Annotated in this window: 21 protein-coding genes and 1 pseudogene; 17 read left to right on the top strand and 5 right to left on the bottom strand. The window is 63.0% G+C overall.

Translation table 11 applies throughout. The features are described from left to right. The first annotated feature begins 110 nt into the window (after window positions 1-110). The 12 genes from AC0L2P_RS12980 to AC0L2P_RS12925 all read left to right on the top strand — a co-directional run bounded on the left by AC0L2P_RS12980 (window position 111) and on the right by AC0L2P_RS12925 (window position 14,421). Window positions 111-1,037 carry a D-alanine--D-alanine ligase gene (locus tag AC0L2P_RS12980; RefSeq protein WP_473501629.1) on the top strand — a complete coding sequence of 309 codons (927 nt, stop codon included), beginning with the start codon at window positions 111-113 and terminating at the stop codon, window positions 1,035-1,037. Continuing rightward, window positions 1,025-1,966 (top strand): cell division protein FtsQ/DivIB, encoded by a 942-nt coding sequence (locus AC0L2P_RS12975; RefSeq protein WP_473501628.1) that lies wholly within the window; start codon window positions 1,025-1,027, stop codon window positions 1,964-1,966. The genes AC0L2P_RS12980 and AC0L2P_RS12975 overlap by 13 nt, the downstream gene beginning before the upstream one ends. Beyond that, complete coding sequence (gene ftsA / locus AC0L2P_RS12970; protein ID WP_023676759.1) at window positions 1,963-3,270, top strand: cell division protein FtsA; 1,308 nt, start codon at window positions 1,963-1,965, stop codon at window positions 3,268-3,270. Before AC0L2P_RS12975 ends, ftsA begins: the two co-directional genes overlap by 4 nt. A gap of 67 nt (window positions 3,271-3,337) precedes the next feature. Further along, window positions 3,338-5,008: a cell division protein FtsZ gene (ftsZ, locus tag AC0L2P_RS12965; RefSeq protein ID WP_473501627.1), complete on the top strand. Its 1,671-nt coding sequence runs from the start codon at window positions 3,338-3,340 to the stop codon at window positions 5,006-5,008. A gap of 280 nt (window positions 5,009-5,288) precedes the next feature. Further along, window positions 5,289-6,236 (top strand): UDP-3-O-acyl-N-acetylglucosamine deacetylase, encoded by a 948-nt coding sequence (lpxC, locus tag AC0L2P_RS12960; RefSeq protein WP_473501626.1) that lies wholly within the window; start codon window positions 5,289-5,291, stop codon window positions 6,234-6,236. A gap of 203 nt (window positions 6,237-6,439) precedes the next feature. Further along, window positions 6,440-7,309, top strand: coding sequence for an outer membrane protein assembly factor BamD (locus AC0L2P_RS12955; protein ID WP_352501057.1), 870 nt, complete (start codon window positions 6,440-6,442; stop codon window positions 7,307-7,309). A 13-nt stretch (window positions 7,310-7,322) separates the two neighbouring features. Beyond that, the gene (recN, locus tag AC0L2P_RS12950; RefSeq protein ID WP_473501625.1) at window positions 7,323-8,996 is read left to right on the top strand and encodes a DNA repair protein RecN; all 1,674 of its coding nucleotides are present in this window, start codon (window positions 7,323-7,325) and stop codon (window positions 8,994-8,996) included. Window positions 8,997-9,225: 229 nt separating this feature from the next. After that, window positions 9,226-11,379: an NAD-dependent DNA ligase LigA gene (ligA, locus tag AC0L2P_RS12945; protein WP_473501624.1), complete on the top strand. Its 2,154-nt coding sequence runs from the start codon at window positions 9,226-9,228 to the stop codon at window positions 11,377-11,379. Between the two features lie 2 nt (window positions 11,380-11,381). Continuing rightward, window positions 11,382-12,071, top strand: coding sequence for a DUF2461 domain-containing protein (locus tag AC0L2P_RS12940; RefSeq protein ID WP_473501803.1), 690 nt, complete (start codon window positions 11,382-11,384; stop codon window positions 12,069-12,071). A gap of 121 nt (window positions 12,072-12,192) precedes the next feature. Beyond that, window positions 12,193-12,921 carry an AzlC family ABC transporter permease gene (locus AC0L2P_RS12935; protein ID WP_473501623.1) on the top strand — a complete coding sequence of 243 codons (729 nt, stop codon included), beginning with the start codon at window positions 12,193-12,195 and terminating at the stop codon, window positions 12,919-12,921. After that, the gene (locus tag AC0L2P_RS12930) at window positions 12,918-13,214 is read left to right on the top strand and encodes an AzlD family protein (RefSeq protein ID WP_473501622.1); all 297 of its coding nucleotides are present in this window, start codon (window positions 12,918-12,920) and stop codon (window positions 13,212-13,214) included. Before AC0L2P_RS12935 ends, AC0L2P_RS12930 begins: the two co-directional genes overlap by 4 nt. 316 nt (window positions 13,215-13,530) lie before the next feature. After that, the gene (locus AC0L2P_RS12925) at window positions 13,531-14,421 is read left to right on the top strand and encodes a LysR family transcriptional regulator (RefSeq protein ID WP_473501621.1); all 891 of its coding nucleotides are present in this window, start codon (window positions 13,531-13,533) and stop codon (window positions 14,419-14,421) included. Here AC0L2P_RS12925 and AC0L2P_RS12920 read toward each other — a convergent pair. Continuing rightward, entirely contained in the window at window positions 14,411-16,255 is a 1,845-nt protein-coding gene (locus AC0L2P_RS12920; RefSeq protein ID WP_473501620.1) for an aminopeptidase P family protein, read from the bottom strand. The genes AC0L2P_RS12925 and AC0L2P_RS12920 overlap by 11 nt on opposite strands. Before the next feature lie 200 nt (window positions 16,256-16,455). Between AC0L2P_RS12920 and AC0L2P_RS12915 the strand changes: the two genes are divergently transcribed. Next, on the top strand, window positions 16,456-16,635 hold the full coding sequence (locus AC0L2P_RS12915) for a hypothetical protein (protein ID WP_473501619.1): 180 nt from the start codon (window positions 16,456-16,458) through the stop codon (window positions 16,633-16,635). A 39-nt stretch (window positions 16,636-16,674) separates the two neighbouring features. Here the strand turns inward: AC0L2P_RS12915 and AC0L2P_RS12910 are convergent, their stop codons facing one another. After that, window positions 16,675-17,547: a 50S ribosomal protein L11 methyltransferase gene (locus AC0L2P_RS12910; RefSeq protein WP_473501618.1), complete on the bottom strand. Its 873-nt coding sequence runs from the start codon at window positions 17,545-17,547 to the stop codon at window positions 16,675-16,677. Between the two features lie 11 nt (window positions 17,548-17,558). Beyond that, complete coding sequence (locus AC0L2P_RS12905; protein ID WP_473501617.1) at window positions 17,559-18,137, bottom strand: SCO family protein; 579 nt, start codon at window positions 18,135-18,137, stop codon at window positions 17,559-17,561. 202 nt (window positions 18,138-18,339) lie between these two features. On the opposite strand from AC0L2P_RS12905, the pseudogene AC0L2P_RS12900 reads away from it, so the two are divergent. The 3 genes and pseudogenes from AC0L2P_RS12900 to AC0L2P_RS12890 all read left to right on the top strand — a co-directional run bounded on the left by AC0L2P_RS12900 (window position 18,340) and on the right by AC0L2P_RS12890 (window position 20,082). Then, window positions 18,340-18,827: pseudogene (locus AC0L2P_RS12900) on the top strand (CreA family protein). A 96-nt stretch (window positions 18,828-18,923) separates the two neighbouring features. Next, on the top strand, window positions 18,924-19,565 hold the full coding sequence (locus tag AC0L2P_RS12895) for a DapH/DapD/GlmU-related protein (protein WP_473501616.1): 642 nt from the start codon (window positions 18,924-18,926) through the stop codon (window positions 19,563-19,565). Window positions 19,566-19,650: 85 nt separating this feature from the next. Next, window positions 19,651-20,082 carry a low affinity iron permease family protein gene (locus AC0L2P_RS12890; RefSeq protein WP_473501802.1) on the top strand — a complete coding sequence of 144 codons (432 nt, stop codon included), beginning with the start codon at window positions 19,651-19,653 and terminating at the stop codon, window positions 20,080-20,082. 58 nt (window positions 20,083-20,140) lie between these two features. Here the strand turns inward: AC0L2P_RS12890 and AC0L2P_RS12885 are convergent, their stop codons facing one another. Next, entirely contained in the window at window positions 20,141-21,004 is an 864-nt protein-coding gene (locus tag AC0L2P_RS12885; RefSeq protein ID WP_473501615.1) for an SDR family NAD(P)-dependent oxidoreductase, read from the bottom strand. 130 nt (window positions 21,005-21,134) lie between these two features. On the opposite strand from AC0L2P_RS12885, the gene AC0L2P_RS12880 reads away from it, so the two are divergent. Beyond that, a complete protein-coding gene (locus AC0L2P_RS12880; RefSeq protein ID WP_473501614.1) occupies window positions 21,135-21,416 on the top strand; it encodes a hypothetical protein in 282 nt (93 codons plus the stop codon). Between the two features lie 7 nt (window positions 21,417-21,423). Here AC0L2P_RS12880 and AC0L2P_RS12875 read toward each other — a convergent pair whose 3' ends face one another. Further along, window positions 21,424-21,999 carry a TMEM175 family protein gene (locus AC0L2P_RS12875; RefSeq protein WP_473501613.1) on the bottom strand — a complete coding sequence of 192 codons (576 nt, stop codon included), beginning with the start codon at window positions 21,997-21,999 and terminating at the stop codon, window positions 21,424-21,426. Between the last annotated feature and the right edge of the window lie 82 nt (window positions 22,000-22,081).

Raw genomic sequence — 22,081 nt, 5'->3', positions numbered from 1 at the left:
CAATGTTGCGGAAACACGGGAGCAAAGCTGCTCGGTGTATTTGAGTGCGTGCGATGCTTTTCGGGCCATGTACGATGGTGCAGGCCTGCTGTGAGAGGAAATGACGGGGAATGACAAGCAAGCACGTGGCCGTCCTTCTGGGGGGATTTTCGTCCGAGCGGCCTGTGTCCCTGTCGTCGGGTAAAGCCTGCGCCGATGCGCTCGAGGGAGAGGGCTACCGGGTCACCCGCGTCGACGTCTCGCGCGACATCGGCTCGGTGCTCAGCGCGCTCAAGCCTGACGTCGTCTTCAATGCGCTGCACGGCCCCTTCGGCGAGGACGGCACCATCCAGGGTATCCTCGAGTACCTCGCCATTCCGTACACCCACTCCGGCGTGCTTGCCTCGGCGCTCGCGATGAACAAGGAACAGGCCAAGAAGGTCGCCAAGGCGGCCGGCATTCCGGTGGCGGAATCGAAGGTGGCCAATCGCTTCGCCATCCAGAACAAGCACCCGATGAAGCCGCCCTATGTCGTCAAGCCGGTCAACGAAGGATCGAGCTTCGGCGTCGTCATCGTTCATGAAGGCCAGTCGCATCCGCCGCAGATCATCGGCTCGTCCGAGTGGAGATACGGCGATACGGTCATGGTCGAGCGTTATGTGCATGGACGGGAATTGACCTGCGCGGTGATGGGCGATGTGGCGCTCGGTGTCTGCGAGATAATCCCGACCGGCCATTCCTTCTACGACTATGATTCAAAATACGTCGAGGGAGGATCAAAACACGAATGCCCGGCAAAACTTTCACCGAATATTTACCAAAAAATACAGACACTGACGCTCAAGGCTCACCAAGCTATCGGCTGTCGGGGCGTTTCCCGGTCGGACTTCCGTTATGACGATCGTCACTCCGAAAACGGCGAAATTGTCTGGCTCGAGGTCAACACCCAGCCGGGTATGACGCCGACGTCTTTGGTGCCGGAAATCGCCGCGCAAGCGGGACACTCGTTCGGCGATTTGTTGAGTTGGATGGTGGAGGACGCTTCGTGTCTGCGTTGAAGTGGGGACAGGGCAAGGGGAAGGGCGCGGCTGGGCCGGCGCTGTTCGGCATGCCGTTGTCGTTCGACCATTTCGTGCTGCCGCGCCTGCTCCGCCGGCCGGTGCGCGTGCTGGCGCGCCTCGGCGAAGGCGACTTCGAAGCGCCGCCCTATTGCGCTGCCATGCTGTCGGCGGCACTGCTTATTTCGAGCAGTGCCTATGGCGCCTATCTTGGCGGACATGCCGACGCCATCGTCCAGAGTGTCACCGCCCGTACCGGCTTTGCTGTCGACCAGGTCAAGGTCGTCGGCAACCGCGAAACTTCCGAGATCGATATTCTCGACAGGCTGGAACTCGACGGCTGGACCTCGCTCATCGGCTTCGATGCCGAAGCCGCGCGCGAACGCATCACCACGCTACCCTGGGTCGAAGCCGCGGCAGTGCGCAAGGTCTACCCGCATACGCTGGAAGTGCGCGTCGAGGAGCGCAAGCCGTTCGCGCTGTGGCAGCAAGGCAGCGCGCTTTCGGTCATCGAGAAGTCCGGCACCGTCATTGCGCCGTTCTCCGGAGGCAAGCAGATATTGCTGCCGCTGATCATCGGCACCGGCGCACCGGCCACAGCGCCGGATTTCCTAGCCAAGATCAAGAATTATCCGGAGCTCGCCGCGCGGATCAAGGGCTATATCCGCATCGGCGAGCGGCGCTGGGATCTCAAGCTTGAAAACGGCATCACGATCAAGCTTCCCGAAGACGGCGAGGACCAGGCGATTACCGACCTGGTCAGGATGGACCACGAGAACGGGCTTTTGACGCGCGACATCGCCGCCGTCGACATGCGCCTGTCCGATCGTCTCGTCGTCCAGTTGACGCCGGAGGCGGCGACGCAGCGCCAAGCCGCGCTCAACGAAAAGCCCAAGATGCTGAAGCGCAAGCCGGAGACGAAGATATGAGCTGGCTTGGCGGCAATAGCGATGCCTCGTCGCGCCGGTCCGGCATCCTGACGGTGCTGGATGTCGGCTCCAGCAAGGTCTGCTGCGTGGTGGCCAAACTCAAGCCGCGCGACGATGGCAAGCTGCTGCGTGGACGCTCGCATCGCGTCCAGGTGATCGGCATCGGCCACCAGAAATCGCAAGGCGTGAAATCGGGCGTCGTCATCGATCTCGACCGCGCCGAGCACGCCATCCGTCTTGCCGTCGACGCCGCCGAACGCATGGCGGGACTGACGGTCGATTCGCTGATCGTCAACATGACTGCCGGCCGGCTGAAGAGCGAGGCTTTTTCGGCCACCATCAATCTCGGCGGCCATGAGGCCGACGAGGCTGACATCAAGCGCGTGCTTGCCGCCGGCGCCAAGCAGGCGCTGCGGGCCGAGCGCGAGGTGATCCATTCGCTTCCCGTTGCCTTTTCACTGGATGCCGAGCGCGGTGTGCGCGATCCGCGCGGCATGGTTGGCGACCAGCTTGGCGTCGACATGCACGTGCTGACAGGCGACGCGGCGCCCTTGCGCAATCTGGAGCTCTGCATCAACCGCTCGCATCTGTCGGTTGAGCGTATGGTGGCGACGCCTTATGCCAGCGGGCTTGCCGCGCTGGTCGACGACGAGCTCGAAATGGGCGCGGCCTGCATCGACATGGGCGGCGGCACGACGACGATCTCGGTATTTTCGGAAGGCAAGTTCGTCCATGGCGACGCCATCGCGATCGGCGGTAACCACGTCACGCTGGATATGGCCAAAGGCCTGTCGACCTCGCTCGATGCCGCCGAAAGGCTGAAAGTGATGCATGGCTCGGCGCTGCCCGGCAGTGCCGACGACCGCGACCTGGTTTCCATCCATCCGATCGGCGAGGACGGCGAGGTGCCGTTGCAGATCCCGCGCTCGGTGATGACGCGTATCATCCGTGCCCGTATCGACGAGACGCTGGAATTGCTGCGCGACCGGCTGAACAAATCCGGCTACGGCAACGCGGTCGGCAAGCGTGTGGTGCTGACCGGCGGCGCCAGCCAGCTTGCCGGCCTGCCCGAAGCCGCACGCCGCATTCTCGGCCGCAATGTGCGCATTGGCCGCCCGCTTGGCGTGGCAGGCCTACCCGAGGCGGCCAAGGGGCCGGCTTTCTCGACCCCGGTCGGGCTTCTGATCTACCCGCAGATGGCGAGCTTCGAGAGCCGCCCTGCGAAGGGAATTTCCGGTCTTCGGATGACCGGAACAGGCGGAAAACTGCATCGAATGAGTCAGTGGTTGAGAGACAGTTTTTAGTTTGACGGGGACAGCCCCATAGGCGGCCGCGGCGGCGAAGCGGCGGGAAAGGCAAAGGACGAAGACAATGACCATCAATCTGCAGAAGCCGGACATCACCGAGCTCAAGCCGCGCATCACCGTGTTCGGTGTCGGCGGCGGCGGCGGCAATGCCGTCAACAACATGATCACCGCCGGCTTGCGCGGCGTCGAGTTCGTGGTGGCCAACACCGACGCGCAGGCATTGACGATGTCGAAGGCCGAGCGGCTGATCCAGCTCGGCGCGCATGTCACCGAGGGTCTCGGCGCTGGATCGCAGCCTGAAGTCGGGCGCGCGGCGGCGGAAGAGTGCATCGACGAGATCATCGATCATCTCTCCAACACGCATATGTGCTTCGTCACTGCCGGCATGGGCGGCGGCACCGGCACCGGGGCGGCTCCCGTCGTTGCCCGCGCTGCCCGCGAAAAGGGTATCCTTACCGTCGGCGTCGTCACCAAGCCGTTCCACTTCGAAGGCCAGCGCCGCATGAAGACGGCCGACATGGGTATCGAGGAACTGCAGAAATGTGTCGACACCCTGATCGTCATCCCGAACCAGAACCTGTTCCGGCTGGCCAATGACAAAACGACCTTCGCCGATGCCTTCGCCATGGCCGACCAGGTGCTCTATTCGGGCGTTGCCTGCATCACCGACCTGATGGTCAAGGAAGGCCTGATCAATCTCGACTTCGCCGACGTCCGCTCGGTCATGCGCGAAATGGGCAAGGCGATGATGGGGACTGGCGAGGCTTCGGGCGAGGGCCGCGCAATGGCCGCGGCGGAAGCCGCCATCGCCAACCCGCTGCTCGACGAGACCTCGATGAAGGGCGCCAAAGGCCTGCTGATCTCGATCACCGGCGGCCGCGACCTGACCCTGTTCGAAGTCGATGAGGCGGCAACGCGCATTCGCGAAGAGGTCGACCAGGACGCCAACATCATTCTGGGTGCCACCTTCGACGAGGAACTCGAAGGCGTTATCCGCGTGTCGGTGGTCGCCACCGGCATCGACAAATCGGCGGCCGAAATCGCTGCAGCGCCGATCGCCATCCGCACGGCTCCGCCGAAGCCGGTCAGCCGCCCGGCAGCTCAGGTCACGGAAATGCGCCCGGCGCCTGTCCAGCAACCGATCTATGAACCACGTGCTGCCGATCCGGGCGCCGAGGCCATTCAGCTCGCCGAGGCAAATGCGGCAGCGATGGCGCAGGCCCGCCCGGCGCCGGTCGCCCATGCGGAAGACTTCCGCCCGCAGAGCAAGATTTTCCAGGCGCCTCCGGCTCAGCCGCAGCCGATGATGCAGCCGGTGGTTCAGCAAGCGATGCAGCCTGCTCCGCATCGTGAAATGCCGCAGCCGATTGCCGCGGCACCCCAGCGCATGCCGCGGGTCGAGGATTTCCCGCCGCAGGTGAAGGCCGAAGTGGAAGCCAAGGCCCGTCCGGCCGACCACGAAAACAGTGGCCCGATGGGGTTGCTCAAGCGCCTGACCAACGGTCTGACCCGCCGCGAAGAGGAGCCTGCACGGCTGCAGCCGGCGCAGCCGCGCGAACCGAAACTGCGCCAGGCGCCGGCCGAAGTGCGCCGCCTTGCCAGCCAGGATCCGCAGCTTTACGCGCCGCGCCGCGGCCAGCTGGACGAGCAGGGCCGCCTGACGCCGCAGAGCCGGGCTGTCCAGGAAGACGATCAGTTGGAGATTCCCGCCTTCTTGCGCCGACAGGCCAATTGATCTGTTAACGGTTCGTAACAGTTGTTAACAGGCGAGCAGGAGACTGTTCGCCTGTTAACGTTAAAAGAGAATGTAAAACAAAGGCTTATGAGGTATTCCCGCGCTGGACCGCGGTTACAAGGAGTAAGAAACCGTGATTTGGAGTCTCCCTGCACGACCATTATCTTCGCCACCGACCAAAGTCGGTTTGCTGGGAGTCTCGGGGAAGTGGCCCTGCCTGCCGATCTAATCAAGAGCCGCGCCTTCAGGGCAGATGAAGCGGACCTAGGCAGTACGGGCTATGGGGATTGTTTTGCACGACTATCAGACGACACTTAAATCGCGTGCGACGCTGACCGGCATCGGCGTCCACAGCGGTAACCCGGTCACCGTCCATTTCCTGCCGGCGGATGCCGACACGGGTATCGTCTTCCAGCTTTCCAACGCAAGCGGCAGCCACGAATTTCGGGCGCTCGTCTCCGAGGTCGGCGCCACCGATCTCAGCACCATGCTTGGCGATCCGCAGGGCGAGCACATTGCCACGGTGGAGCATCTGATGGCGACGCTTTTCGGACTTGGGATCGACAATCTCGTCATCGAAATCGACGGTCATGAGGTGCCTATCCTCGATGGCAGCGCAGTGATGTTCGTCGAGGCCATGGACCAGGCAGGGATCGAAACGCTGCCGGTCAAGCGCCGCTACATCAGGGTGGTCAAGCCGGTTCGTATCGAGAACGGCGCCTGCTGGGCGGAGTTCAGGCCCTATGACGGCACGCGCTTCGAGATCGAGATCGATTTCGAAAGCCCGGCGATCGGGCGTCAGCTTTTTGCATCCGACATGAATGCCGATATTTTCCGCCGCGACGTCGCGCGGGCCCGCACTTTCGGTTTCATGAAGGACGTCGAGCGGCTGTGGGCGGCCGGCTATGCGCTCGGCTCCTCGTTGGAAAACTCCCTGGTGATCGGCGATGACAACCGCGTGATCAACATGGGGGGCCTGCGCTATCCCAACGAGTTCGCGCGCCACAAGACGATGGATGCGATGGGCGACCTGGCGCTCGCCGGTGCCCGGTTCATCGGCTGCTTTCGCTCCTATCGTGGTGGCCACAGGCTGAACGCGGCTGCGCTGCGCCGTCTCTTGTCAGACCGTTCGGCTTTCGAGATCGTCGAAACGACTCGCCGCGAGCGCGGGCGTACCGCCGAGATGAGCGCCGTCAATGCGCCCCTCTTTGCGCCCTGGATGATCTGATTCTTAGCGTTTTGCGGCTCTTATTGCGGTCAGCTGTGTTGCATGGATGCATCACTGGTCGGCCAAATCGCACAGCATTCCAGATGGCGCCAAACCGCCACAAAAATGTGCGATTGGCCGGGGATAGCGTTGCCGGGCAAGGCAGTTATGGTTTATGGCTGCTGCCGTCGACTGAAATGACGCCGAAAGGGCGGAATCCAAACATGTTTTTCAAGCGAGTTGGTCAATCGAAGGCGCCGCGGCGGGCCGTTTTCCTGGCGCTTTCGGTGGTCGTTCCATCGCTGTTTCTGTCGGCCTGCATGTCGTCCGAGAAGGACGTCGATCTGTCGACCTATGTCGATCAGACCGAGCCCGCCGACGTGCTCTACAATCAGGGTCTCGCCAATCTGAATGCCGGGCGACTGCAGGAGGCAAGCCGCAAATTTGATGCCGTCGACCGCCAGCATCCATATTCCGAATTCGCCCGCAAATCGATGGTGATGGGTGCCTTTGCCGACTACCGTCAAGGCAATTACGACGAGGCGATCGGTTCGGCCAAGCGCTACCTGACCCTCTACCCGTCGACCGACGATGCAGCCTATGCCCAGTACATTATCGGGCTGAGCTATTACCGCCAGATCAAGGACGTCACCCAGGACCAGAAGGAAGCGCGTCTTACCGCGCAGACGATGCAGGACCTGGTGACGCGCTGGCCGACTTCCGAATATGTCGACGATGCCAAGGAGAAGATCCGCTTCGCCAACGATCAGCTCGCCGGCAAGGAGATGCAGATCGGCCGCTACTATCTCGAGCGCCGCGAATACATCGCGGCCGTCAAACGGTTCCGCAACGTCGTGGAGAACTATTCCAACACACGCCATGTCGAGGAGGCGCTGGCGCGTCTTACCGAGAGCTACTATGCGATGGGGCTGACGTCAGAAGCGCAGACCGCTGCGGCCGTGCTCGGCACCAACTATCCCGACAGCCAGTGGTACAAGGACTCCTACAAGCTCCTGCAGAGTGGTGGGCTCGAGCCGCGCGAGAATGCCGGATCGTGGATCTCCAAGGCCGGGAAGCTGATCACCGGCGCCTGAGCGGCGCGTCACCATGCTCTCCAGGCTGTCGATCCGCGACATCGTTCTGATCGAGAAGCTGGACATCGACTTCTCGTCCGGCCTTTCGGTTCTTACCGGCGAAACCGGCGCCGGCAAGTCCATCCTGCTCGACGCTTTGTCGCTGGCGCTTGGCGCCCGCGGCGACGCTTCGCTGGTGCGGCATGGCGTGGCACAAGGCCAAGTCATCGCCGTGTTCGACGTGCCGCGCAACCACGTGGCTCGCATGCTGCTTGCCGAGAATGCCATCGAGGACGACGGCGACATCATCCTGCGCCGCGTCCAGACGGCGGACGGCCGCACGCGTGTGTTCGTCAACGACCAGCCGTCCAGCGTGACGCTGATGCGCGACATCGGCCGTGCGCTGGTCGAGATCCACGGCCAGCATGACGAGCGCGCTTTGGTCGATCCCGGCGCCCATCGCGAGCTGCTCGACAGTTTCGGCGGTCATCTCGGCGCTGCTCGGGCAACCGGCGAGGCGTGGCGGCATTGGCGTACCTGCGAGCAGGAATTTTCACGGCACCGGGCCAAAGTCCAGGCAGCTGCCCGTGAGGCCGATTATCTGCGTGCAGCGGTCGCCGAATTGACCAGGCTCGATCCGCAACCGGGCGAAGAGACGGAGCTGGCCGAACTGCGCGCCGCGATGATGCGAGCCGAAAAGATCGCCTCGGAAATCCACGATGCGCAGGATGTGCTCTCGGGTCCGTCCTCGCCCTTGCCGCAATTGGCCAGCCTGCTCAGGCGGCTGCAGCGCAAGGTGACCGAAGCGCCCGGGCTGCTCGAGGATGTCGTCAAATCACTCGACGAAGCGATGCTTTCGCTCGACGCGGCGCAGTCGGGCGTGGAAGCAGCACTTCGCGCCACCGAATATGATCCGCAGCGGCTGGAGAAGGCTGAGGAGCGGCTGTTTTCGCTGCGTGCCGCGTCGCGCAAGCACAGCGTCGCCGTCGATGACCTGGCGAAATTGCGTGACACCATGGCTGCCGACCTTGCCGATCTCGACGCCGGCGAGGAGCGCCTGCATGCGCTGGAGAAACAGGCTGCAGCGGCGCGCCAGGCCTATGACATTACGGCGGCCCAGCTGTCGTCGCTTCGCCACGCGGCGGCCGTAGGGCTGACCAAGGCGGTAATGGCCGAACTGCCGGCGCTGAAGCTCGAACGGGCCGAGTTCATCGTCGAGATCGCAAGCGATTCCGAGAGCCGCATGGAAGAAGGCATCGATCAGGTCGAGTTCTGGGTGCGCACCAATCCCGGCACCAGGCCCGGTCCAATGATGAAGGTCGCTTCCGGCGGCGAGCTTTCGCGCTTCCTGCTGGCATTGAAGGTAGCACTCGCTGACCGGGGCTCGGCACCGACCTTGGTCTTTGACGAAATCGACACCGGCGTCGGCGGCGCGGTTGCCGATGCCATCGGCCAAAGGCTGGCGCGGCTGGCAAAGCGCGTGCAGGTGCTTTCGGTCACGCATGCCCCGCAAGTGGCGGCGCGCGCGGGCACGCATTTCCTGATCTCCAAGTCGGGCGGAGCCGACCGGGTCTCGACCGGCATCGCCGAGATGGACCGGGCGGCGCGGCAGGAGGAGATCGCACGCATGCTCGCCGGCGCCACCATTACCGATGAAGCACGCGCGGCGGCCGAGCGGCTGCTGCGCGAGAACACCGCCGCAGCCTGAGGCCATCGCGTTCGACCGGCCTCAAGCAACACGCTTTAAGGTCATGTTTTCATGCTTTGTCGCAAACCGCTGCACAGTTTTGCGCGACATGGATTGATCGCCGCAGCGTCATGGATCGAGTCAGTATGTGGCTCCATGCTGCTGTTCAGGAATGATTTTCTCGGAACCCGGCTCCCTAGCGGCAAAATCCTGATCTATTGTGGCGCGCCACTTTGCAGGGAAGCATTGAATGTCCGAGAAGCCAGTCGATTTGCTCAGCGAAAGCGAGGCAGCCAGTGAACTGAAGCGGCTGGCGGAGGAGATCGCCGGCCACGATCTGCGCTATCATGCCGAAGACGCGCCGACGATTTCGGACGCCGCCTATGACGCGCTGCGGCGGCGCAACCTCGCCATTGAGCAACGCTTCCCGCATCTGGTGCGCGAGGACTCGCCGTCGCGGAAGGTCGGCGCGGCGGTGTCGGATAAATTCGGTAAGGTCGTCCACGTCATTCCGATGCTGTCGCTGGACAACGCGTTTTCCGATGTCGATGTCGTCGACTTCGTCGGCCGCATCCGGCGTTTCCTCCGGCTCGGCGCCGAAGACCCGATAGCCATCACGGCCGAGCCGAAGATCGATGGCCTGTCGCTGTCGCTACGCTATGAGGCCGGGCGGCTGGTATCGGCGGCGACGCGCGGCGACGGCCAGGTCGGCGAGGACGTGACGGCCAATGCCCGCACCATCTCGGAGATTCCAAACGTGCTCGAGGGAGATTTCCCCGAAGTGCTGGAGGTGCGCGGCGAGGTCTACATGCGCCACGCCGACTTTGCCGAGCTCAACCGCCGCAATGCGGAGGCGGGCAAGCAGGTATTCGCCAATCCGCGGAATTCGGCGGCTGGTTCTTTGCGCCAGCTCGATACGTCGATCACCGCCAGCCGGCCCTTGCGGTTTTTCGCCTATGCCTGGGCCGAGGTGAGCGAAATGCCGGCGGACACCCAGATGGGCATGGTCGCTGCCTTCGAGCGTTTCGGCTTCAGGATTAACCCGATGATGAAGCTGTTCGACAATGTCGAGGGCCTGCTCGAACATTATCGGCTGATCGAGTCCAACCGCGCGACGCTCGGCTACGACATTGACGGTGTCGTCTACAAGGTGAACAGCCTCGAGCTGCAGCGGCGGCTGGGCTTCGTCTCGCGGTCGCCGCGCTGGGCGGTTGCGCACAAATTTCCTGCCGAGAAGGCGACGACAATCCTGACCGGCATCGACATCCAGGTCGGCCGCACCGGCGCGTTGACGCCGGTGGCGCGGCTGGTCCCGGTGACCGTCGGCGGCGTGGTGGTAACCAATGCGACGCTGCACAACGAGGACTATATCAAGGGCATCGGCAACAACGGCCAGCCGATCCGCGAGGGCCGCGACATCCGAGTCGGCGATACGGTGCGCATCCAGCGAGCCGGCGACGTCATCCCGCAGATCATCGACGTGGATGTCGAAAAACGGCCCGCCGACAGCGTGCCTTATGAGTTTCCAACCGTCTGCCCGGCCTGCGGCAGCCATGCCGTCCGGGAGGATGGCGAGGCGGTCAGGCGCTGCACCGGCGGGCTGATCTGCCCGGCACAAGCAGTGGAGCGGCTGCGCCACTTCGTGTCGCGCAACGCTTTCGACATAGAGGGGCTTGGCGATAAACAGATCGAGTTCTTCTTCCATGCCGAGGACCCCTCGCTGCGCATCCAGTCGCCAGCCGACATTTTCACGCTGAGGGCACGGCAGGCGGCATCGCCGACAAAACTCGAGAATGTCGACGGTTTCGGCGCAACCTCGGTGCGCAAGCTGTTCGCGGCAATCGACGACCGACGGCAGGTCGAGTTCTCGCGCTTCCTCTATGCGCTCGGGATCCGCCACATCGGCGAAACCAACGCCAAGCGTTTGGCCCGCCATTTCATCTCCTTTGCCGCTTTCCACGAAGCCGGGCAAAGCGCCGTCATGCCGGCCGGCAAGGGCGACCCGGGCAATGCTGTCTGGCAGGAGTTGAACGGCATCAACGGCATCGGCTCGATCGTTGCCGAAGCGGTGGTCGATTTCTACGCGGAAGACCATAACCGACAGGCGCTCGATGCATTGCTGGCGGAAGTGATGGTGCTCGACGAGGAGCCAGTCGGCGGCGTGTCGTCGCCGGTCTCCGGCAAAACCGTTGTCTTCACCGGCGCGCTGGAAAAGATGTCGCGCGACGAGGCCAAGGCGATGGCGGAAAAACTTGGTGCGAAGGTTGCCGGCTCGGTGTCGAAAAAGACCGATCTGGTCGTTGCCGGACCCGGTGCCGGTTCCAAGCTCAAGCTCGCCGCAGAACTCGGCATCGAGGTTATCGACGAAGATGTCTGGTTCGAGCGGATCGGCAAGGGCGCATGATGGTGGCTGCGTTCAACGGTTTTGGGCAAAAGGCCATTCCCTTCCTCAAGGCGCTCGATTTCCATCAGAGCCGGGAGTGGTTTTTGGAAAACCGCGATCTTTTCGAACGCGACCTGCGCGGTCCCTTCGGCGATCTGGTCGAGACGCTCTCCGAGCGCTTCACGGCCGCGGGGCTCGGGTTGCGCGGCGACCGCAAGAAGTCGCTGTTCCGGATTAATCGCGATGTGCGTTTCGCCAAGGACAAACGGCCTTATAACCGGCATTTGTCGGCGATCCTTTCGCCTGACGGCACCAAGATGGAACAGGGCGTGTTTTACGTCCATATTGGGCTCGAGCGCTGCTTTGCCGCCATTGCCTGGTGGCAGCCCGGACCGGAGCTGTTGCTGGCTCTGCGCAACGCGATCGCGAATCGGCCCGCTGAATTCCGCGCCCTTGTCACGGCGCTGAAGAAGAACGGCCTCGAGCTCGACCCGGACGGCTGCATGAAGCGCACGCCGCACGGCTTCGAGCATATCGCCGAGCCCGATCTCGCTGCCGCCATCCGCAACCGACATTTCGCCGTCCGGCACGTCATCGATCCGGCGGATATCCACAGTGCGGCACTGGTCGATGAACTCGTCGACTTCTCTATGCGGGCACAACCGCTGCTCGACTGGGGCAGGGCCATCGAAGGCAAGGCTTCGCCGCGCTAGGCACGGAAGCGAGCTTGCCGCGAGCTTCAGCTATCATTTCCGCTGATCGTTTGCCTCAAGCGAATTGGTGTGACAAGCCGGACCGCCCTCTCTACATACGGCCCTTCCCAAGGAGCGGTCGATGTCGGCGGAAGCAATCTCCGAAAAAAATGCGAAAAGCGATTTCTGGGACGGCGTGCGGCTCAGCATGCCCGTCGTGGTGGCGTCGGCGCCATTTGCATTGCTGTTCGGGGCGCTCGCAGTCGACAACGGGTTTTCCGTGCTCGAAGCGTTCTTGATGAGCGCAACGGTCTTCGGCGGCGCCAGCCAGATGGTCGGCATCGAGCTGTTCGGCCAGCATGTCGCGCCGTGGCTGATCGTGCTGTCGATCTTCGCAGTGAATTTTCGCCATGTGCTCTATTCGGCCGGCATCGGCCGGCGCATCGCGCATTGGCCGCTGATCCAGCAGGCGATAGGCTACTTCGTGCTCACCGATCCACAGTTCGCGGTGGCCGAGCGCAAGGCGGAGGCCGGCGAGACCGTCGGCTTCGCCTGGTATATGGGCCTTGGGCTGCCGGTCTATGTGTTCTGGGTCATCGAAAGCGCGCTCGGCGCGATTTTCGGCAAGCTTATTCCCGACACCCATGCGCTGGGCATCGACTTCCTGCTGCCGATCTATTTTCTCGGCCTGGTCATGAGCTTCCGCAAGCGGCCGCTGTGGCTGCCGGTGGTCGTCGCCAGCGCTGCTGCCTCCATCATTGCCTACAAAACGGTCGGCTCGCCCTGGCATGTCTCCATCGGTGCGCTGGCCGGCGTGCTGCTCGCCGTCATCCTGCCGCCCCGCCACAGCGGCGTGGAGGCACGGCCATGAGCACGACCTTGTGGATCATCATCGCCGGTTCGATCGCGACCTATCTGACCCGCATCGGCGGTCATCTGGTGATCTCCCGCTTCGATCATATCCATCCGCGCGTCGAAGCCGGGCTCAACGCCGTTCCCGCGGCGGTGCTGACCACCTTGGTGGCGCCGGCGGCGCTCAGCGCCGGACCGGCGGAATGCTCAGCCTTGATCGTTGCCGGCCTTGTCTCACTGCGCGGCGGCCTGATGGCGATGTTCCTGGCGGGTGCTGCCGTGCTGATCCTCGCGCGGCAGCTCGTAGGCTGATCGACTTCTGCCTTGGCGGCGAGAGCACACATGCGCTTTAGCGCAGCGCCTGTTGCCGCGCCGGCCCGCGACAGGCTCAGCCGGATCGCTTCCGCTCTCTCCTGGTGGGCGCGACGCACGGCGCCGCCATAGAGCGCCTCGCGCTGCTTCGGCGTCAATGCGCTTAGATCGATCGGCTGGATGCCGAAGGGCTCACGCGACATTTCCATCTCCCCTGGTTCGCCGTGTTGACCGGCAGCTACACGGGCGATTTACGGGAAAGGCATAATCAGTTAAAATGAATAATTGAGATCGTTATGTTCTCCGGGAGAGATATATGGATTTGGCCGATCTGCGCATCTTCCGCACGGTGGTGCGCGAGGGCGGAATTACCAGGGCGGCGGAAAAACTGTTTCGCGTACAGTCGAACGTGACCACCCGCATCCGGCAGCTCGAGCAGGATCTCGGTGTGCAGCTGTTTATCCGGGAGGGCAAGCGCCTGCACGTATCGCCGGCCGGTCACAGATTGGTCGGCTATGCGGATCGGCTGCTGGCGCTTGCAGAGGAGGCGCGAACGGCGATGCTCGATCCACGCCCGCGCGGCACGCTTCGCCTAGGTGCCATGGAGAGCACCGCCGCGGCACGGCTTCCAGGTCTGCTCGCCGATTATCACGCACGTTATCCCGAAGTGGAAATCCAGCTGCGCACCGGCAATCCGCAGGTTCTCGCGACCGCCATGCTTGCCGGCGAACTCGATGCAGCCTTCGCCGCCGAGCCGATCGCGGACGCCCCGTTTGAAAAGCTGCCCGCATTCCATGAGCAGCTGGTCATTGTCTCGGCGGCATCGCGCGTTTCGGTCGAAGACCGCCTGGACATGCCCAAAACCATGATAGCGTTCGAGCACGGTTGTCCGCACCGCAAGCGGCTGGAACAATGGTATGCGCGCAGAGGGTTCATGGCCGAGAAAACCATCGAGCTTGGTTCATACCATGCCATCCTTGGTTGCGTGGTGGCTGGCATGGGCATAGCGCTGATGCCGAAAAGTGTGCTTTCGGGTTTCCCGGAGAGCCGCTGGCTAAAGCTGCACCAACTGCACTCTGACGAAGACAACGCCGTCACGGTCTTGTTCTGGCGCAAGGGAGCCGGTTCTCCCAACGTCACGGCTCTGCAGGGACTGCTTGCGGAGCAAAGCCTGTCAACCGGCGTCGCCGCCGTGGCTATTGCTTGAGGTCGTGCGGCAACGGGGCGGTTGCTTTTTCCAGCCAGGCCAGCGTCTCGCCGTCGAGCATCGGTCCGATCTCGGCCAGCACCCGCGCATGGTATTCGTCGAGCCAATGCAGTTCGTCACGCGTCAACAGGTCCGATCGGACCAGCCGCTTGTCGATCGGGGCCAGCGTCAGTGTCTCGAAGCCATGCATGGCGATGTCGCCGCCCTCGATTGTCTCGGCCGGCGTCACCAGGACGAGGTTTTCGATGCGGATGCCGTAAGAACCTTCCTTGTAATAGCCGGGCTCATTGGAGACGATCATGCCTTCCAGCAGCTTTTCGGTGCCGGTCTTGGCGATACGCTGCGGGCCCTCATGCACGGCAAGATAGGAGCCGACACCGTGCCCGGTGCCATGGGCGAAGTCGCATCCGTGTCTCCACAGCGCCAGGCGGGCTACGGCATCGATTTCGGAGCCGCGCGTGCCCGGGGGAAAGCGCAGCATGGAGATGCCGATCATGCCTTTCAGCACCAGCGTGAAGCGCTCGCGCATTTCCTCGGTCGGCGTGCCGATCGGCACCGTGCGGGTGATGTCGGTGGTGCCGTCCTGGTACTGCCCGCCGGAATCGAGCAGGAACAGCTCGCCATCCCCCAGCTTGCGATTGGTGGCGCGGGAGACGCGGTAGTGCATGATGGCGCCGTTGGGGCCGGCGCCGGAAATGGTATCGAACGATACATCGCGCAGCGGCATCTGCGTTTCCTCGCCGGTCTGACGGCGCGTCTCCTCAAGCCTGGTGACAACGGCGATTTCGTGGAGCGTGCCGGGTTTCTGGCGGTCGAGCCAGCACAGCAGCTTGGCGACCGCGGCGCCGTCGCGGCGATGCGCGGCGCGTGCGCCGGCGATCTCAGCTTTGTTCTTTGTTGCGCGTGGAATGCGGGCCGGATCGGGCGCGGCAATGACGGTGCCGCCATTATCCTCGACCAGCATTCTGAGCTTCTCTGCTGCCAACACCGGGTCCAGCGCGATTTTTGCGCCGCCCTTGGCCCGGGTGACGATTGCCGTTTCGAATTCACCGGGTTCGTGCAATTCGGCGAGCTGCGTCAGGTAAGCCGCGACGGTGCGCGAAAACTTACGCTGGTCCATGAAAAGCAGATGCGAGCCGTCGGCGGCGAGCACGGCAAAGCCGAGCGCCAGCGGTGTGTGCGGTACGTCGCCGCCACGGATATCGTAGGCCCAGGCGATCGAGGAGGGGTCGGTAAGCACGGCATGGGTGGCGCCGTCTTTCTCGATGGCCGCCGCCAGCCGCACCAGCTTGTCCTTGGCCAGTTCGCCGGCAAAGCCGATCGGGTGAATCTCGATCGGCGCCAGTGGCGGCCCGGGCTGATCCTGCCAGATGGCGTCGATTGGATTTTGTTCGAGCGGCACCAGTATCGCGCCGGAGTTCTCGGCCGAGGCTTTCAGCGCCTTGACGTCGCTGATCGTATGCAGCCATGGATCGAAGCCCACCCGCACGCCCTTGCCGAGATTGTCCTTGATCCAGCTGGCCGGCGGGTTATCGACAAGGCTCTCGATCGAAAAGATGTCGAGATCGATCTCCTGGCGCACCTGCAGCGTGTAGCGCCCGTCGACAAACATGACGGCGCGCTCGCCAAGCACGATGGCGACGCCGGCCGAGCCGCTGAAGCCGGTCAGCCATTTCAGCCGTGCCGAACGGTCGGCGACATATTCGCCCTGGTGTTCGTCGGCGCGGGGTACGATGAAGCCATCCAGCCCGTTCGCCGCCAACCATAGGCGCAGCATTGCAACGCGCGGCTTGCCAACGGCCGGATCCCCGGCGGAATCGAAAGTCTGGAACATGTGGACTCTCCTCGAATGCTGGCGCGACCGTAGCGCATGACCTCGAAAATCGGAATCGATTTCCGGAAACGATCATTCCCGGTTGCTGCGTGTCTCTTTGCGCATGGACGCCATGCAGAATCGGCGATTTCAAAACGCGTCAGGATGGCTTACCTTCTTAATGTGGAGGAAAGTCCTGTTGCCCTGCAAAGGAGATCATCATGTCCACGATTTCACCCAGACGCGGATTTTTCAGAAGCGCTGTGAACGCGCTGATCGAAGCTCGCCAGCGCGAAGCGAGCCGGTATGTGAGCGGCGTTCTGCTTGGCTTTGATGACGAAACGCTGAAAGCTCACGGCTACGATCGCGAAGCGCTGAAGAAAGCGGCGAACTCGTGCTAGGTCCGAGCGGATTCCGGCTTGCATTGAAGGCGCTATTCATCAGCGCTTGAGATGGATCGTCACCCAGCCCTCGCGGTGCAAGGTGCGGACGTGTCGGAATTTCTGACCGACATAAGCCGCGATCACCGCGTCGCGCTGGCGCTCGAGAATGCCCGACAGAACGATTGAGCCACCAAGCGCGATATGCCCCGCCATTTGCGGCGCTAGACGCATCAGCGGCCGCGCTAATATGTTGGCAATTATCAGGTCGAAGGGCGCACGCGCGGCAAAGATCGGATGATGAAAACCGGGCGCCGCCACCGTTTCGACGAGCGCCTCGACATGGTTCAGCCGCGCATTGGCGGCGGCCACCTTGACGGCCACCGGGTCGATGTCGGTCGCCAGCACCGGAACATGCGCGAGCCTGGCCACCGCGATGGCGAGCACCGCGCTGCCGGTGCCAAGGTCGAGCGCGTTGCGCGGATGCTCGCGCCGTACGACCTGCTCCAGCATTTCGAGGCAGCCGGCGGTAGTGCCGTGATGGCCGGTGCCGAAGGCAAGGCCGGCCTCGATCTCGATGGCGAGCTCGCCGCTGCGGCGCTTCCTGCGGTCATGCGCGCCATGGACGAAGAAGCGCCCGGCGCGCACCGGCTTCAATCCCTCCAGCGAGCGCGCCACCCAGTCGATGTCGGGCAGCGCTTCGCGCGCTATCGGTTTCGACAGTGACAGTCCGGCAAGGATGTCCCTAAGCCGCGCCTCGACCGCATCGACGTCGTCGTCGGCATAGAGCGATACTTCGTGGATGTCGCGGTCCTCGTCGACCTCGAGCACCGCAATCGGCAGGCCCTCATCGTCGAACGCCGCGCCGAGCGCTGCGAAGAGGCGATCGGCCTCGATCTTGCCCGCGGTGAAATACAAACGCGTCTGCGTCATTGCCGGATGTGTCAATCTTCCGCCGCCAGCCGTTTGAGCTTGGCGATGGCGGCGTCCGGACTTTCGCCATAGGCAATGGTGCCGGCGAAATCGCCCTTGGCGTTGAGCAGCAGCACCGAAGCGGTGTGGTCCATCGTGTAGTCGCCGTCGTTCGTGTCGACTTTCTTCCAGTAGATGCCGAAGGACTTGGCCATGGCGTGAACCTTGTCCGGATCGCCCGTGATCCCGAGGATGCGATCGGAGAAATTGCTGACATAGGCGTTCATGATTTCGGGCGTGTCGCGCTCCGGGTCGACCGTAACGAAATAGGCGCGCAGGTTCTTGCCGTCGTCGCCCATCGTCTTCAGCCAGCCGGCCAACTCGAAAAGCGTGGTCGGGCAGACTTCCGGACAATGGGTGAAGCCGAAGAAGACGACGCTGGGGTGGCCGCGAAAGGCGGCTTCGGTGACCGGCGCGCCCTTCTGGTCGTCCAGCGTGAACGGCGCTCCGAACGGCTCGCCGCCATAATGCCCGCGGTACCAGTCGAAGGTGAGCCAGCCGATTCCGGCGGCCATCAGGACGAGAATACCGACCAGAATTGAACGCATCATCACTGAAGTCCGTCGTTATTTCCATCGGACACCGGGTTGGCGCCGTGAAGCCCTGGCTTGGCAAACACTCTTAGCGGTTCGGTCGCGCCGACGCAAAGATGTCGCGTTGCCGCAACCGGCAATGCTGTGGGAGGCGATCTGCTTGCAAAGCGCTGCCGTTCGTCCCACCTGAGCTCGGCAAATCGAACCGCAGGAGGCCTCTTTGCGAAAACTGATTGGCGGCGCGTTGGCCGCATGCCTGGTCATTGGTGCTGGCGCGGCCGCCGCCGAGGAAGTCGGCAAGGTCGGCGTCGATTGGCTCGGCAATGACATCATCGTCGAGGCAATCAAGGACCCGAAGGTCGAGGGCGTGACCTGCCACGTCTCCTATTTCGACTGTGGCGTGATCGACCGCCTGCAGAAGGCAACTGGTTCGAGGACCCGTCCGATTCCTCGATCTCCTGCCGCCAGACCGGGCCGATCACCATTGGCGACATCGACATGAGCGAGGCCGGCGAGGAGGTGTTCAAGCAAGGCATCAGCCTGATCTGGAAAAAGCAGGTGGTGAACCGCATCTACGACAAGGCCAACGGGACGCTGATTTACCTGTCGCATTCGCGTCAGGTGCAGGATGGCTCGGCAAAAATGTCGGTCACCACCGTGCCGCTCTACGGCCAGAACGTGGTGTGGACCAGCGGCAAACCGAAATAGAGACTGAAGGTGCTACAGGGTCCTTGGCGCGTCCAAACGGGTGCGCGGCACTGCACTCGGCTTGCGAGACTATGCGCGCGGGCGTAAAGCGCGCGCATGGACCGTCCTGAACACCTCGTCCTGAAAGATCCCGAGCCGCGCATCCATCCGACGGCGGAGCTGAAGGCGTGCAAGCTTGGACGCTACGCGTCGATCGGCGAGCGGGTCACCCTGCGCGAGGTGACGGTAGGCGACTTCTCCTACTTCGAGCGCCACGCCGAGGCGATCTACACGACGATCGGCAAATTCTGCTCAATCGCCGCCAACAGCCGCATCAATGCGCTGGAGCATCCGGTCGAGCGGCTGACGCAGCACAAGATCAGCTACCGGCCCAACGAGTACTTCCGCTGGCTGGGTGTCGATCAGGCGTTCCGGGACCGACGGCGGGGGAAAGCCGTCAGCATCGGCCATGATGTCTGGATCGGCCATGGCGCCGTGATCGTGCCGGGCGTCGCGATTGGCAATGGCGCGATCGTCGGCGCCAACGCGGTGGTGACGCGCGACGTGCCGGCCTACGCGATCGTCGCCGGCGTTCCGGCCAGGCCATTGCGGCAGCGCTTCGGCGCGGAAACTGCGGCACGGATCGAACGCCTTGCCTGGTGGGACTGGCCGGTCGAGAAACTGGCCAGGGCAGTCCCCGACATGCAGGCCTTGCCCATCGAGGCTTTCCTCGACTGCTGGGCAAACGACGCCACCTGATCGTTGCGAGCGCGGCGCGCCCAGTTTGACCGTGAATTCTACCTCGCAGGGAACTCGAAGCAGCTGCCGATTGTTTCTCCCTGCCATGATCGAGAAGCTGTTCACCAGGATCGCCAATTATGTCGCCCATCTTGCCGGTCTGCCGGCGATGTTTGCCGTCTGTTTCCTGGTCATCGCGATCTGGGGGCTAAGCGGTCCCGTCTTCGGCTTTTCCGACACCTGGCAGCTCGTCATCAATACCGGCACGACGATCGTCACCTTCCTGATGGTGTTTCTCATCCAGAACACCCAGAACCGCGATGGTGCGGCGATCCAGGCCAAGCTCGACGAGTTGATCCGCGTCAGCGAAGCCAAGAATACATTTATCGGCATCGAGCACCTGACCGAATCCGAGCTCGAGGAAATCCGTGCCAAATGTGAACGCGCGGCGAAGCGGCATGACGAGCAGGTCGCCGACATGGCCGCAGCCAAGTCGGTGGCTAAAAAGCGCAACGCGAAGAAGCACGCGGCGGCGTGAGCGAGCTTGTTGTTAGGGTTCCAACAGAGCCTGCGCGAATGGTCGCAGGATCATCATTTCATTCCGTGAATGCTGAAAAGGCTTCCTTGAAGTCCGGGTGCCAGCGCGACAGGGCAGGGCGGTTCTCGATGATGTCGCCAATCGCCCACGCCATGCGCTTTTCGTCCATGGACCGGGTCGCCTCGTTATCGGGACACAGGATGTAGAAATCGCCGCGCAGCAGCGAGGCCAGCATGAAGTCGATGACCTGCTCGCCGGTCCAGGCGCCGGCCGGCTTTTCGGTCGCACCTTCGGTCAGGCCGGTAAAGGTAAATCCGGGAATGAGCAAATGCGCCGCGACATTGGCGCCCGGCTCGTTGCGCAGCGCGTGCGCCAGGCCTTCGGTGTAGGTCTTCACGCCGGCCTTGGAGACGTTATAGGCGAGGTTGCCGGGCGGCGTGGTGATGCCTTGCTTGGAGCCGGTGTTGACGATCAGGCCCGGTTTTCCCGCCGCCAGCATGCGCGGCGCGAAGGCCTCTACGCCATGCACGACGCCCCAGAAATTGATGTCCAGCAATCGCTTCCAGGCGTCACGGTTCTCCCACGGCTTGCCGGGGTTGTTGCCGACCCCGGCATTGTTCATCAGCAGCGACACGTCGCCGAAAGCGCCAGATGTCCTTTCGGCCAGACGGTCGAGCTCGTCGGCTTTCGAGACGTCGGTGGCGACGGCAAGCACGGCACTGTCGCCGGCGATGGCGGCCACGGCGCGTCTGGCCTCATCGAGGCGTGCGCCGCCGATATCGGCCAGCACGATCTTCATGCCCACTGCCGCCAGGCGTTTGGCCGCGGCAAGGCCGATGCCGCTGGCCGCACCGGTGATGACGGCGACATTGCCGGAGGCAAGTGCGGGCAGGGCGGTCTGGATATCGGCGTCGGTGTTCATGATTTTCTCCTGTTCTGGCCGCGGCAAACTTAGCGCGGAAAGAGGCTCGCGCAAGCCGGTGCAGGCATCTTCGGGTTGACCGCGTCGGCGGGCGCTGCGCATGCTGATATCGGAAACGGAGAGCTGACGATTGACCGACTGGATCGAGATCCTGAAAGAACAGACCGCCACCGGCGACCAGATGAGCCGCGAGGTGCCGCAAATGCTCGCCAATCCCGATATCAGCGAAGCGCAAGTGAAAACGCTGTTTGCTGCGCTCGAAAAACAGGCCGAATTCGTCGAAAAGCTGCGCATGGCGCTGGAAAAGTTCGGCCATGATTTTTCGGTGATCAAGGCGGCCGAGCGGCTGGAGGAGCGCTATGCCGACCTTGCCGCCTCGGTAGCGGAAAAACTGAAGGAAATGCGGGGCTAAACGAGGCCTATTTCTCGATCATCCGCTCGAAGCGCCTGTCCGGCACCAACCAGATCAGCGCCACCAGGACGTAGATCGAGACACCGATCCAGTGATTGACGAAGGTCAGCGCGACGGCGGAGATATAGAGGGCCAGCGAGATCTTTCCTTTGAGGTCATTGCCCAACGCCCTGGCGAAAAGGCTCTCGCTGCCGTGCAGCCGATGCAGGGCCATGGTGAGGATGTTGAAGCCGACGGCGCAGAGCGCCAAATCGACGCCATAGACGGCGACAGGCACCGGCGCGAAATGGTTCTCGCCCATGAAGGCTGTCGTCGCCGGCATCAGCGATAGCCAGAACAGCAGATTTAGATTCGCCCACAGCACGCGGCCGTCGACCCGCTGCACCGTATGGAACATATTGTGCAAATTGTTCCAGTAGATGCCGACATTGATGAAGGACAGTATATAGCTGAGGAATATAGGCCAGAGTGGTGCCAGCGCGGAAAAATCCTCGCCATGCGGCACCTTCAATTCCAGCACCATGATGGTGATGATAATGGCGACCACGCCATCGGTGAATGCCTCGACCCGTCCCTTGCCCATAAATCTCCCCTGACAATCCGCTGAAGTTAAAAGAGAATCTCGCTCAGCGCCATCGGCAAAGCTGCCAACTTGTCAGGAGCAA

This window comes from Mesorhizobium sp. WSM4836 (genome assembly GCF_055811815.1).
This window is presented reverse-complemented; position numbering and strand designations above follow the sequence as displayed.

Excerpts from the sequence above, each read along its gene's own strand:
- AC0L2P_RS12980 (WP_473501629.1), top strand. The coding sequence starts at position 111 with ATGACAAGCAAGCACGTGGCCGTCCTTCTGGGGGGATTTTCGTCCGAG.
- ftsA (WP_023676759.1), top strand. The coding sequence starts at position 1,963 with ATGAGCTGGCTTGGCGGCAATAGCGATGCCTCGTCGCGCCGGTCCGGC.
- ftsZ (WP_473501627.1), top strand. The coding sequence starts at position 3,338 with ATGACCATCAATCTGCAGAAGCCGGACATCACCGAGCTCAAGCCGCGC.
- lpxC (WP_473501626.1), top strand. The coding sequence starts at position 5,289 with ATGGGGATTGTTTTGCACGACTATCAGACGACACTTAAATCGCGTGCG.
- AC0L2P_RS12955 (WP_352501057.1), top strand. The coding sequence starts at position 6,440 with ATGTTTTTCAAGCGAGTTGGTCAATCGAAGGCGCCGCGGCGGGCCGTT.
- recN (WP_473501625.1), top strand. The coding sequence starts at position 7,323 with ATGCTCTCCAGGCTGTCGATCCGCGACATCGTTCTGATCGAGAAGCTG.
- ligA (WP_473501624.1), top strand. The coding sequence starts at position 9,226 with ATGTCCGAGAAGCCAGTCGATTTGCTCAGCGAAAGCGAGGCAGCCAGT.
- AC0L2P_RS12935 (WP_473501623.1), top strand. The coding sequence starts at position 12,193 with ATGTCGGCGGAAGCAATCTCCGAAAAAAATGCGAAAAGCGATTTCTGG.
- AC0L2P_RS12930 (WP_473501622.1), top strand. The coding sequence starts at position 12,918 with ATGAGCACGACCTTGTGGATCATCATCGCCGGTTCGATCGCGACCTAT.
- AC0L2P_RS12925 (WP_473501621.1), top strand. The coding sequence starts at position 13,531 with ATGGATTTGGCCGATCTGCGCATCTTCCGCACGGTGGTGCGCGAGGGC.
- AC0L2P_RS12920 (WP_473501620.1), bottom strand. The coding sequence starts at position 16,255 with ATGTTCCAGACTTTCGATTCCGCCGGGGATCCGGCCGTTGGCAAGCCG.
- AC0L2P_RS12915 (WP_473501619.1), top strand. The coding sequence starts at position 16,456 with ATGTCCACGATTTCACCCAGACGCGGATTTTTCAGAAGCGCTGTGAAC.
- AC0L2P_RS12910 (WP_473501618.1), bottom strand. The coding sequence starts at position 17,547 with ATGACGCAGACGCGTTTGTATTTCACCGCGGGCAAGATCGAGGCCGAT.
- AC0L2P_RS12905 (WP_473501617.1), bottom strand. The coding sequence starts at position 18,137 with ATGATGCGTTCAATTCTGGTCGGTATTCTCGTCCTGATGGCCGCCGGA.
- AC0L2P_RS12895 (WP_473501616.1), top strand. The coding sequence starts at position 18,924 with ATGGACCGTCCTGAACACCTCGTCCTGAAAGATCCCGAGCCGCGCATC.
- AC0L2P_RS12890 (WP_473501802.1), top strand. The coding sequence starts at position 19,651 with ATGATCGAGAAGCTGTTCACCAGGATCGCCAATTATGTCGCCCATCTT.
- AC0L2P_RS12885 (WP_473501615.1), bottom strand. The coding sequence starts at position 21,004 with ATGAACACCGACGCCGATATCCAGACCGCCCTGCCCGCACTTGCCTCC.
- AC0L2P_RS12875 (WP_473501613.1), bottom strand. The coding sequence starts at position 21,999 with ATGGGCAAGGGACGGGTCGAGGCATTCACCGATGGCGTGGTCGCCATT.